Source organism: Paenibacillus humicus NBRC 102415, assembly GCF_004000905.1.
GTDB lineage: Bacteria > Bacillota > Bacilli > Paenibacillales > Paenibacillaceae > Paenibacillus_O > Paenibacillus_O humicus.
The window spans coordinates 22,085-33,495 of record NZ_BIMD01000053.1; the positions used below are offsets into that span (position 1 = coordinate 22,085).

Below are 11,411 nucleotides of genomic sequence, written 5' to 3' on the forward strand. Positions count from 1 at the left end.
GCAGCCGATAATAACGGCTGCCGCTCTTCAACTTCGCGGCCGTTCGCCCTCGCTGCATGGCATCAGGCTCTCTAGGCCGGAATTTCCCGGCGCAAAGGCTCATCTGGAGGGCAAGGCCGAATCTAGGCTGCTTAGGACGATCAAAGCCGTCGCTTCGCCTAATCCGATGAGATTCCTCCCGACCTGACGGCGTCCATCCAATCCGCCGCGAAAGCCAGCACCTTCCGGCGTTCTCTCTCGGCATGCAGCTCATGCCGAAAGCCCGGCCATTCACGATACGTGCAGCTGCTCCCCGCACGGCTTGCAAATATGCGGCTTGCCCGGCAGGAGGTGACCCGATCCGCGCTGCCATGCATGAGCAGCAGCGGAATCTCCAGCTCGTGGGCATGCTTCAGCGCCCAGCGCCCGGCGCTCCTGACCCCGCTCAGCGTGCGCAGCGTAATTCGTCCATGCCGGAGCGGGTCCGCCGCGTACAGGAGCTGCATCTCCGGATCGGATGTCCCGCGGGCATTCGCTTGAAGGGAAAGGTATCCGGGCTGCAGCCGCTTGCGCAGGCGGCCCAGCAGCTGCCGCACGGGCGGAGGGGCTGCAGCCAGCCTGAGCCAAGGCCCCGACGCGATGACGCCCGCGACATCCGGCTTGAAGCGCAAAGCGTAATTCAAGGCGACGTTGCCGCCCATGCTGTGTCCGAACAGGAACACAGGCAAGCCCCGATGCTGCGAGCCGATATCGCCGAGCATCAGTCTGACCGGCTCCAGCAGCGCCTCGTAGTCCGGACAGTCCCCTCTCCTGCCGGCAGTCAGCCCGTGTCCGCGCTGATCGAAGGCATAAACGGCAAATCCTTTGTCCGTGAACCAATCCGCCACATGGGCATATGCGCCTGCGTGCTCTCCCAATCCGTGCACGATCCCGATCGCCGCCTCCGGGTCCTTCCCCTCGGGAATCCACCTTAAGCCATGGATCGGCGTTCCGTCCGCGCTGCTCCATGCCCACTCCTGCTTGCAGGCCATGGGAAACCTCCTTCCTAAGCCTTTGAATTAAATCCTTTATCTATTATTACCCCGAATGAGTAAACAAGAAAAAAACATGCAGCGTCAAAAGTCTGCTGATGCGGCATGGCTGCTGGGACAAGGCAAACGAGCTGAGCGCGAAAACCAGACCGCGCTTGTCCCCGAAGCCTGCATGATGTTTCCGCTTCCTTTCGGGAGAAGAAAAGAGCAGCCCCGAAAGGCTGCTCCAAATCCCGATTTCATGCCTATTTTTCACCAAGGCAAGTAAAGGCGACTTGCGGATCCGCTCCGTCACCTCCAGCATCCAGCGATCCGCTGAACACATCGTTCACCCGCGGAGCGCAGGCGACCGACACTTCCCGGCTCTCGCCGGGCAGCAGCATGAAGCCGGCCTCGTCCGCCAGCGTCCACCAGCGGTCTGTGCGTTCCTCGGGCATGATATGCAGCGCGGCCGAAGCGCCTTCGTTGCGCACGAGGTACCGGCGCACCACGGGACGGATTGCCGAGGCAGCCTCTCCGGCACGCTCATGCTCCCAGCCCGTCAGCAGCCCGGTCTCATGCTCCCTGACCGTCAGCGGTCCGGTCTCATGCTCCCAGCCCGTCAGCGGCTCGACCGCCAGGCTTGCCCCGCTCAGCTCCAGGGCCGGACGGAACGGATGCTCCTCCAGCGTCGAGAACACATAGACGTTATCCTTGCGCTCCGGTCCGTAGAGAAGCCGGATGAGGAACAATCCATCGCGGGTATCCGGCACCGCGAACTCCAGCCGCCCCGCCTCGGCTGAGCCTCTGCGTCGCAGCCCGCTGCCATCCGTCTGCGAAGCCGCCCCTGAAGAAGCAGCGAAAGACTTCGCCTCCAGCACTTGTCCGGCCGTATCCAGCACCTGCGCCTCGATCTCCATGCCGCCCCCGCCGGCGAAATGGGCGAACACTCCGGCCGAGAACGTCTCGCCCGCGCGCCAGGTCAGGCTGCGGTAATCCAGCGAAGCATGGGAGCCCTCGAATGCCTTGCGCACCCCGTAATAGGCCAGCTTCGGCTCCATGTAATAATCGACAAGATTGGTGCAGCTGGCGTTCGGCCAAGGCTCGTTGAGCTGCCAGATGATGCTGCCGCTGTTGCGGAAAGCTCTGCGCCGGTTCGCCTCCAGGATGAAGCGCAGCCCTTCGGACTGGATCCACTGGCTCGCCTGCACGAAGGCTGGCAGGTCCGCGAACGCGCCGAACAGCTCCGTATCGCGGTCAAAGGTATCCCACCATTCGCCGTGATGCCTCCAGACGAGGTTGTCCTGCATCGAGACCGGCTTCAGGTGCGCGGGACTCAAAAACTTGCGGAGGCTCTTCGCCGAGCTGATGCCGTCCACCCCGAATTCGCTGTGGAACAGATGGTCCACGTCTCCATACAGCTCGTAATGTCCGGGATTGCCCTGGTACTTCCAATGGCCGTGGACATCGTGGCTCACGCCCTTCTCCGCCGTAATGTACTGGACCGGCCCCGACGCGGAGGTCGGCAGGAACAGCCGCTGCGGGTCATGCGCCTCGACCAGCTCCTGCAAATAGGCCAGGTTGGAGTCCTCGCAGGTCGACGGCCGATTCGGCTCGCTCATGAGCTCGTTGCCGCCGCTCCATACGGTCAGCGACACATGGTTGCGCCGGGATTTCAGCGCCTTCTCGGCCGTCCGGCCGAGCAGCTCGACGAAGGCCGGCTTCTTCGACGGCTCATTGTCGATGCCCGAGCTGGATTGGATGAATTCCTGCCAAATCAGGATGCCGTGGCGGTCGCAGAGCTCGTACAAATACGGCTTCTCGATGATGCCGCCGCCCCAAATGCGCAGCATGTTCATTCCGCAATCCTTGGCCAGCCGTACAATCCACTCATACCTCTCCGGTCCGACATTGCCGTAAAGATGGTCGAGCGGCGTCAGGTTGGCTCCCTGGATGTAGATTTTCTCGCCATTGACGACAAAGGTGTATGGAAGCGCGTCATCCGGAGCCTCCTCGTTCGGAACATAATCGAGACTGCGGATGCCGGCATTCATCACGCGCTCGTCCAGCACGCCCGTATCGTCCAGCAGCCGAATCGATAACCGGTACAGAGGCTGGCTGCCATATCCGTTCGGATACCAGACGGCCGGCTCGGGAATGCGGATGACAGCCGCCCCCTCGGAGCCCTGCACCGCTTCATCGACGACGAGTCCAGGCGATGCCCCTCCTTCTTCGGGAGACTGCACCTCGACTTGCCAGCGCAGCGTTCCAGCAGGCTCTCCGCGGCGGACGGCTTCCGCCGACAGCCGGATGATGCCTTCTCCGCGGCTCAGATCGGTATGGAGGGCGACATCGCCGATCGTCGCCGCTTGATGCACGCGAAGCACGACATCGTCCCAGATGCCCGTATTCACCAGGCGGGTGGAGAAGTCCCATTTGTAGTTGAAGCGGCTTTTTTGCGTAAAGGTTTCGGAGGTTTTGCCGATTTGCCCCATTTCGTCCGGAGCATGCTTCAAGACGATCTGCAGCTCGGCCGTTTCCCTCAGCTTGATGGCATCGGTCACGTTGAAGACAGCCGGCTCGTACATGCCCTTGTGCTCGCCGAGATAGACGCCGTTCATGCTGATCATGGCTTCATAATCCAGCCCTTTGAATACCAGCTCGATCTGCTCGCTCTCCAGCGCCGGACGATCAAAGGAAGCCCGATATACCCACCAGCGGTTCTCGATCCACTCGCAATGGGTGCTGTTCAAATCGCGGTAGGGGTCCTCGATCAGTCCTGCCCGGTACAGATCCTGATGCACGCCTCCCGGCACGGTCGCCGGAATCCACTCCGTGACGCCGAGCAGCTCATTGCCGATTTCCATGCTCGTCCCCTTGAGCGGAACCCAGGGCCAAAAGCCCTTCAGCTCCCATTTCATGCCGTTCAGTTTCAATTCCATTAAGCGCCCCGCCTTTGCAATTTTTTCGTAGACAGTTTTCAACAAAATGTTAACATACTTAAACTTTTCTCTCAACAATTGTTCGCAACGCAAAAAGCCGCCTGGACGCGAAAACGATCCAGACAGCTTGGGTTTGAATAGGGAAATGAATAGCCTCCTATGGCTAGCGCCGTTTTCAGCCCTCTTGCACCTGGAAGATCGAATCCAGGATGACGGGCAGATTGTTCCGGAGCGATGCCGCTCCCAGCACGGAGCGGGCATGCATGCCCTTCTCTTCTCCGAATACGGCCAGCATGAGCTCTGTGCAGCCGTTGAGCACCACATGATGCTCTTCGAACTCCGGCGATGCGTTGACGAAGCCCTGGATCTTCACGACGCGCTTGACCCGGTCCAGGCTTCCGAGCGCTTCCTGGACGACCGCCAGCACCTCGATCGCGGCCTGACGGGCGAATTCCTTTCCTTCTCCGGTCGTGAAGTCGATCCCCAGCTTGCCCTTCGGCTGCCCCGCCGGCCCCTTGCCGGAGACGAACAGCAGCCCTCCTGCCAGGACGCAGTTGGCGTACGTCGCCGCGGGTCCGCTTGCGGACGGAAGCACGATGCCGAGCTCGGCCAAACGGGCTTCTACCTTTCCTTTTCCCGTCATTTCATTTCCCCCTATATCCATTGTCCATGGCAGGAATCTTGGCTGAAGCGAACCAAATATACGCTCGCCGCCAGGATGCCCGAATGCCCATGCATGCCGACTCAGGGTGTATTTTACGCCCGTTTTGTACCGCCGGCAATCGGCTCTCCCATGATAAAATGGAAGAAGAATGAATACCTGTTCAAGGAGGGAAATCCATGCAATTCTGGTTCAGCTACAACTGGATGGTCAGAGAGCAATGGTATGAATGGTGCGGGGAGCTGTCCCAAGAGGAGCTTCTTCAAGAACGGACAGGCGGCGTCGGCGGCATTCTGAAGACGCTGTTCCATATCGTGGATGTCGAGTGGAGCTGGCTGCAGCTGCTGCAGGGCAAGCCGGACTTCCAGGAAAACTTCGAGGAGTACGCGACGCTGGCCAAGGTGCGCGAGCTCGACCGCCGCTTCCGCGCGGACATCGAAGGCTTCATCCGCGGCTGGGATGATTCCATGGAACAGCGGCCGCTTCTGGATACGCTTCCGGACGGAAGAGAGAGGCTGCTCGCCTGGGGCGAGGTCATGAGGCATGTCCTTGCCCACGAGATCCACCATATCGGCCAGCTGTCGGTCTGGTCGCGGGAGCTCGGGCGCAAGCCGGTATCCGCCAACTTCATCGAAAAGGGACTGATCGCACCAGCAGCCCCATGACGGTCCAGCTCTTCGGCTGCCCGCATCCCCTCTTCCCGCAACCGGCTGAACTCCCTGAAAAAAACAGATGCACATAGAAATAGGGCCCTGAAAAGGGCCCTATTTCCATGCCATTCATATCAAGGAGTGATCACGTTGTTGGAATAACCGGCGACGATGTACAGGGAATTGCTCGTATTCGTCCAGATGCCGATATAGCCGCCGGGAGGAACGCAGGCGATATCGATATAGTCCCCGATCAACGGCACCGGTACCGGACTCGTTCCGTTGGGGTTGAAGGAGACGTCCGTTATGCGCGTATTGGTGAAGCTCTGGCCGCCGTTGACGGAACGGGCGACGTAGACGTCCAGATCGAACCCGTCCACCTGGTTGCTGTAGTAGATGATGTTCACGCCTCCCGTCAGAGGATCGACATCGACGGCAGGAAAGAAATTCTGCGACCCCGTCGGAGCTCCCGTAATGCTCACCGGCGTTGACCAATTGAGGCCAAGATTGGTCGATATGCTCATGAAAATATCGGAATAGCCCTGTCTGTAATCCTGCCAGACGGCGTAAATGCTGCCGTTGTACGGCCCGTTGGACCGGTCGACGGATATATTGGCGAACGTCAGCACCCGAAAGGCATAGCCAGTGACCGGAAGGACATTCGGAACGAGCGATACGGCGCTGATCAGCACAGGATTGCCGAAAGTCGCGCCTCCGTCCAGCGAAGTACGAACGAAGAAATTAAAGGGCGGCGTGACGGTAATCCAGCAAGCGTACAGGTTGCCGACCAGATCGATCGCCATGTCCGGACGCTCCACCTGGGTCGTCGGGCTGGAGAGCAGCGTCGGCTGGTCCCAGGTCGCGCCTCCATCCGTGGAGCGGTTGAGGAATGCGACGGAGTTGCTGTTGTTCGCGACATTGAACTGGTGATTGTAAGAGACGTAGACATTGCCGAGGAACGGACTTGCCTGCCCGTTGTCGGCCAGTACGTTGGTCTCGTCGTTGTTGATATACGTGCCATAGCCTGGACCTACAAGAATCGGAGAGCCGAAGGTCTGTCCGTTGTCCGTGGAGATGTAGACGAAGGTAGTGCCGTCGCTGTTGCCGGGAAAAGCATGCGCGGATACGTAGAACGTGTTCGGAAAGGCGTAAGCGACCACAGCCGCCTCGGCGCCCGCAAAGCCGGCGGGAAGCGGCAGCAGCGTATTCGTCCATGTCGCGCCGCCGTTGACGGAACGGTACAGGCCGGTCTGCGGCACGCCGGACGTCGTATCCGTCGCGACCGCCACCATAATGGATGGATTCAAAAGATTCACGGCGACTGCCGGCTCGAAGATCGGGTTGCCTCCGCTCGGCGTGACCTGGAAATTGAAATTGGCCAACCGGGAAACCTCCTGTTCTTTTTCAATCGCTTCAACTTGTGCATGCTCCATCCTATGCCGCCGTTCAATAGCCCGCATGTTCATTCGCCTTTTGGAAAACAATTCTTCCAAAACCCAAGCATGTCCTCGCCTTATTCCATAGATTAATAGAAACCAAGGGAAAGGGTGATGCAGTATGGCTTTGACGACAGGTATTATTACGAATACGAGGGCAACGGGAACGGCAGCGACGAACATTGTGGTGAGCAGCCGCAACGAAACGGCAGCGCCAGCCTCGGTCGTGGTGCAGATCTTTGTCGTTCCCTCCACGACACTGGTCTTGACGCCTATTTATGTGACGGGTTATATCGTTCCCGCCTACAGCGCCGACATCCGGACTTTCACGGTCAGCGGAAACATCGCTTACGAGGTGCAGCTGGTCAACAATACGGCCTTGGCGAATGTCGTCTTCTCGACGTTCGGCATCGACGAATTCGGCAATCTGGTCCAAGAGCAAGGCTTTCCGCAAACGAAAATGACGGTCATTCCGGCCTTGACGCCCATTTTGATGTAAAAAGCGGCGGCCCGAAAAACCTGACCCCGGCCTCCGGCCGGGGAATTTTTTGCGCTCAGCCTCTGCTTTTCCTTTCATCCATGCAGCCCCCTTCCAGGATAGGAAGATGAAGGAAGCCATCGCCGCCTCACCTCTCCGTTCCCATTCGGATGCTGCCGCCTTCCTTAAAAAGGTCGCTGTTGTCCTTCTCGAGCACCTGTCCGCCAGTCTGCCTTGTCCATGCATGATTCGTTCCCGAACCGCATAATGGTTAAATCGACCTATCAGCTTGCGGAAGCGGGGATGAGCAACCATGCCTTTTGTCAACCGTTTTTTGCTGAACAACAACGGAGCCATTACGTATACGGGCAACACCTTGGGCCTCAGCAGCTCCGACACCGTTGCGGTGCCGGGAACCGTAGACAGCATCGGAGCCTTCGTAACGACCGACACGGGCCAGACCTTCGGCTTGTACCCCCCGGGAACAACGGGGAATTACGCGCTCAACAACTCCACGGCGATACTGGTGCTCCCGGCGGGCAGCAGCGTCCTGTACGCGGAGCTCATCTGGGGCGGCACCTACATCAACAACGGCGTCGACCTCAGCGCGTTCATCAACGATCCCGTCCGCTTGACGACGCCGTCCGGGCTGTTCAGCATTACGCCGGACCCCGCCACCAGCTTCAATGTGCTGCTCTCCAACTCGCCGCCATACCCTCCCGCATACGCCTACGTGCGCTCGGCGGATGTCACCGGCATCGTACAGACCGCCGGAGCCGGCGATTATACGGCCGGAGGAATCGTCGGCACAATCGTCGTTCCGGATCCGACCTCCAACCACGCCATGTGGACGCTCGCCGTCGCTTACGCCAACGCGTCCGAGCCGCTGCGGAACTTGTCCATCCGCGTCGGAGCGGCCGTCATTCAGGCCACCTCGGGACCGGTCAGCACGGTCATCACCGGATTCGCCACCCCGTTTCAAGGCGCGCTGGACGGACGCGCGCAGCTCAGCGCCCAGGAAGGCGACGCCAACAAGACGGGGGATATGGCCCAGTTCGGCCCTACCGCCGCCACGCTGACGACCTTATCGGGTCCGAACAACTTCGCAAACAACTTCTTCGCCTCCCAAATCAACAACGATGCCGGACTTCTCGACACGACCGGCACCTTCGGCACCCGCAACCAGATCAACGGAACCCCGGGAACCAATATCGTCGCGGGCAGGCAGGGCTATGACGTTACCAACGTCACCGTCGCCGGCACGCTGCTGAATGCCCAGACCTCGGCCGTCTTCAACCTGACCACCAGCGGCGACGGCTACCTCGTGGACTCCATCGGCCTGCAGATCGACATCACCGCGCCGCTGATTACGATCGTCAAGTCCACCACAGCGACGGACGCCGTTATCGGCGATATCGTCACCTATACGCTCACCGTGCAGAATACAGGCGTGGTCAATGCCAGCAACGTGCAGGTGTTCGATACGATCGACGAGACGAGTGCCGCCTTCGTCCCCAACAGCGTTACGCTGAACGGCGTTCCCGTTCCCGGCGCGACGCCGGAAACCGGCGTCACGGTCGGACTGCTGACTCCTGGCGCAACAGCCGTCATCACCTTCCGGTATCAGGTGACCGCCGTGCCGTTCGGAGGGACCATCGACGACCAAGGAAACGTCGCGTACACGTACCAGCCGACTCCCGATTCGCCGGTCATCTCGACCTCCGTTCCGTCCAACATCGTCCATATTCCTGTATTCTCGCCTGTCGTCGGTCTCGTGAAGAGCGGAGTGCCTGAATCCGTCTTCATCGGGAACCCCGTCACGTATACGCTGAATGTCAGCAACACCGGCAACATCGCCGCCAACGTCACCATCACGGATCCGACCCCCGCCGGCTCGTCCTTCGTTCCGGGCAGCGTGACGGTCGGAGGCGTTGCCGTACCGGGCGCAAGTCCCGTGACCGGCATACCGATCGGCGTTCTGGATCCAGGCGCGTCGGCTGTCGTCACCTTCCAGGTGCTCGTCACATCCGAGCCTCCCGGAGGCAATCTGGTCAATCAATCGACGGCCGCGTTCACCTATCAGCCGCCGGACGGGCGCATGCTGACCGGCTCGACGCCTTCCAACCAGGTCGTCATTCCGGTCCTCAATCCGATCGACACGCCTAACGTTCCCGTCGTCAAAAGCGCAGACGCCGCAAGCGGCATCGTCGGAGAAGTCATCACGTTCACCATCGTCTCCACCAACAACAGCGTCGCCGGCATCCTGAACGCCGTCCTGACCGACACGGTTCCAGCCGGTTACGCCTTCGTCGCGGGCAGCGCGACAGTGAACGGAGTGCCCCAGCCGGCAGCCGATCCTATTACCGGCTTCGCAATCGGAACGTTAGCCATCGGCGCCTCGGCGACGGTCTCCTTCCAGCTGATGATTGCGTCTGTGCCGGTGCCTCCCGTCCTGACCAATACGGCGTCCTTGCAGTATGATTTCCTCGGAAATCCGTACAGCACGCCTTCCAATCCGGTCGACGTCACCGTGCTGCAGCCGGTCATCGTGCCGCTCAAGAGAGCCAATGCCTTCGGCGGCGCTGTCGGGCAAACGATCACCTACTCCGTCACCGTTACGAACAGCGGCAATGTCGCCGCCATCACGACCGTTGCGGATTCTCTCAACCCGTACAGCGCCTTCGTAGCCGGATCGGTTTTCGTGAACGGCATCTCCGTCCCGGCCGCAAGCCCCTTGACGGGCATCGTCATCGGCAGCATAGCTCCCGGGGAATCCGTCGTCGTCTCCTACGATGTCGTGCTCACCGCCAGTCCGCCGACAGGCGTCTACGACAACCAGGCTGTGGCCGCCTTTACGTTCCAATCCCCTTCCGGATTGACGGGCAGCGGCTCGACGCCTTCCAACGTCGTTCAGATCGTCGAGAACGACGGCGATGTGACGATTGCGAAGTCAGGGTCGGAAACGTTCGGCATCGTCGGAGACATCGTCACCTTCACCTTGACCATCAGCAACGCATCCGCGCTTCCCGTGACGGATGTCATCGTCTCCGACAATTCCACCCCCGGCTCGATTTTCGTGCCGGGCAGCGTCACCGTCGGCGGCGCTCCTTCTGCCGGCAACATCAATGCCGGCGTCGGCATCGAGACGCTGGCGCCTGGCCAGACCGTCATCGTCACCTTCCAGGAAGAGATCGTGTCCTTGCCGGAGCCCGGCTACAACGTCAACGATTTCGCTACAATCACCTTCGTCCTCGGAGGAACGACCCGCATCTCGCAGTCCAACATCGCGACCGTGACGATCGCCCAGCCGGTCATCAGCGCCGTGAAGAGCGCCGCCGAGCCCTACGTCTTCGTCGGCGACGAGGTGCACTATCAGACCGTTGTCACCAATACCGGCAGCTTCAATGCCGAGTTGACCTGGTTCGACCTGCTGCCGCCGGGCTCCGTGTTCGTAGAGAACAGCCTGACCTTGAACGGAATGCCCGTACCGGGAGAGAACATGCTGACAGGCGCCTTCATCGGCACCGTCGAAGCGAATTCAACGGCCTTCATCACCTTCAAGCTCAAGGTCGTTTCCTACCCGCCTGCGGGACAGCTGCTCAACCAGGGAAATCTCGTCTTCAGCTTCACTTTCCCGAACGGCCGGTCGTTCACGCTCAACCAGAAAACCAACCCGGTCGTCGTTCCGGTACTCGCCCTCTCCACGCTGGCCAAATCCGTCAGCGCAAGCAGCGTCGCGGTCGGAAACTCCGTCGCCTTCTACTTGACGGTGTCCAATCCGAACATCGCTCCGCTCCAAAACGTCGTCCTGACCGATGCAATTCCAAGCGGGCTGTCCTACGTTCCCGGAAGTCTCAGCCTGAACGGCACGCCGCTCCCGAACACGTCGAACCTGAGCCGCCTGTCGATCGGGACCGTCCCCGCTCAAGGCTCGTCGGTCATCCGCTTCCTCGCAAACGCGGACTTCGCGCCGCTCAATCCGGTCGTGGTGAATACGGCGTCGTTCAGCTACGACCTCTCGCTGCCCAGCGGCAATCCCGTGCCGCGCACAGGCGTATCCAACCCGGTGCCGGTCACGATCGAGGAACACGAGGAATAAGGCAGCCATTCAGGCAAAACGAAAAAAAGCTTGGCATCCGCCAAGCTTTTTTTCGCGCGCTGCAAGCATCGCCGCTAGACGTTCCCGGCCAAAATCTCCTCGGCAAACTCCGCCAGCCGCACCGGCTCCCCGCCGGAGAGGCGGGACTTCTCCGCC

At 60.5% G+C, this 11,411-nt stretch carries 8 protein-coding genes; 4 read left to right on the plus strand and 4 right to left on the minus strand.

The window, feature by feature from the left end; all coding sequences use genetic code 11:
- Window positions 1-158 precede the first annotated feature (158 nt).
- On the minus strand, window positions 159-1,010 hold the full coding sequence (locus PHU01S_RS22170; protein WP_021879937.1) for an alpha/beta hydrolase: 852 nt from the start codon (window positions 1,008-1,010) through the stop codon (window positions 159-161).
- A gap of 55 nt (window positions 1,011-1,065) precedes the next feature.
- Here PHU01S_RS22170 and PHU01S_RS26455 point away from each other — a divergent pair, with 55 nt between their 5' ends.
- The gene (locus PHU01S_RS26455; protein ID WP_127510014.1) at window positions 1,066-1,278 is read left to right on the plus strand and encodes a hypothetical protein; all 213 of its coding nucleotides are present in this window, start codon (window positions 1,066-1,068) and stop codon (window positions 1,276-1,278) included.
- Here PHU01S_RS26455 and PHU01S_RS22180 read toward each other — a convergent pair.
- Both PHU01S_RS22180 and PHU01S_RS22185 read right to left on the minus strand, forming a co-directional pair.
- Window positions 1,256-3,931, minus strand: a complete 2,676-nt coding sequence (locus PHU01S_RS22180; protein ID WP_164763158.1) for a glycoside hydrolase family 2 protein — start codon at window positions 3,929-3,931, stop codon at window positions 1,256-1,258. The genes PHU01S_RS26455 and PHU01S_RS22180 overlap by 23 nt on opposite strands.
- Before the next feature lie 175 nt (window positions 3,932-4,106).
- Entirely contained in the window at window positions 4,107-4,574 is a 468-nt protein-coding gene (locus PHU01S_RS22185) for a RidA family protein (protein WP_127510018.1), read from the minus strand.
- Between the two features lie 197 nt (window positions 4,575-4,771).
- On the opposite strand from PHU01S_RS22185, the gene PHU01S_RS22190 reads away from it, so the two are divergent.
- Window positions 4,772-5,257: a DinB family protein gene (locus tag PHU01S_RS22190; protein ID WP_021881299.1), complete on the plus strand. Its 486-nt coding sequence runs from the start codon at window positions 4,772-4,774 to the stop codon at window positions 5,255-5,257.
- A gap of 119 nt (window positions 5,258-5,376) precedes the next feature.
- Here PHU01S_RS22190 and PHU01S_RS22195 read toward each other — a convergent pair whose 3' ends face one another.
- Window positions 5,377-6,624 (minus strand): sialidase family protein, encoded by a 1,248-nt coding sequence (locus PHU01S_RS22195; protein WP_049869039.1) that lies wholly within the window; start codon window positions 6,622-6,624, stop codon window positions 5,377-5,379.
- A 175-nt stretch (window positions 6,625-6,799) separates the two neighbouring features.
- On the opposite strand from PHU01S_RS22195, the gene PHU01S_RS22200 reads away from it, so the two are divergent.
- Both PHU01S_RS22200 and PHU01S_RS22205 read left to right on the plus strand, forming a co-directional pair.
- Complete coding sequence (locus PHU01S_RS22200; protein WP_021881297.1) at window positions 6,800-7,177, plus strand: hypothetical protein; 378 nt, start codon at window positions 6,800-6,802, stop codon at window positions 7,175-7,177.
- Window positions 7,178-7,469: 292 nt separating this feature from the next.
- Complete coding sequence (locus PHU01S_RS22205) at window positions 7,470-11,255, plus strand: CLIPPER-2 domain-containing protein (protein ID WP_127510020.1); 3,786 nt, start codon at window positions 7,470-7,472, stop codon at window positions 11,253-11,255.
- The last annotated feature ends 156 nt before the right edge of the window (window positions 11,256-11,411 follow it).

Excerpts from the sequence above, each read along its gene's own strand:
- PHU01S_RS22200 (WP_021881297.1), top strand. The coding sequence starts at position 6,800 with ATGGCTTTGACGACAGGTATTATTACGAATACGAGGGCAACGGGAACG.
- PHU01S_RS22205 (WP_127510020.1), top strand. The coding sequence starts at position 7,470 with ATGCCTTTTGTCAACCGTTTTTTGCTGAACAACAACGGAGCCATTACG.
- PHU01S_RS22190 (WP_021881299.1), top strand. The coding sequence starts at position 4,772 with ATGCAATTCTGGTTCAGCTACAACTGGATGGTCAGAGAGCAATGGTAT.
- PHU01S_RS22180 (WP_164763158.1), bottom strand. The coding sequence starts at position 3,931 with ATGGAATTGAAACTGAACGGCATGAAATGGGAGCTGAAGGGCTTTTGG.
- PHU01S_RS22185 (WP_127510018.1), bottom strand. The coding sequence starts at position 4,574 with ATGACGGGAAAAGGAAAGGTAGAAGCCCGTTTGGCCGAGCTCGGCATC.
- PHU01S_RS22170 (WP_021879937.1), bottom strand. The coding sequence starts at position 1,010 with ATGGCCTGCAAGCAGGAGTGGGCATGGAGCAGCGCGGACGGAACGCCG.
- PHU01S_RS26455 (WP_127510014.1), top strand. The coding sequence starts at position 1,066 with ATGAGTAAACAAGAAAAAAACATGCAGCGTCAAAAGTCTGCTGATGCG.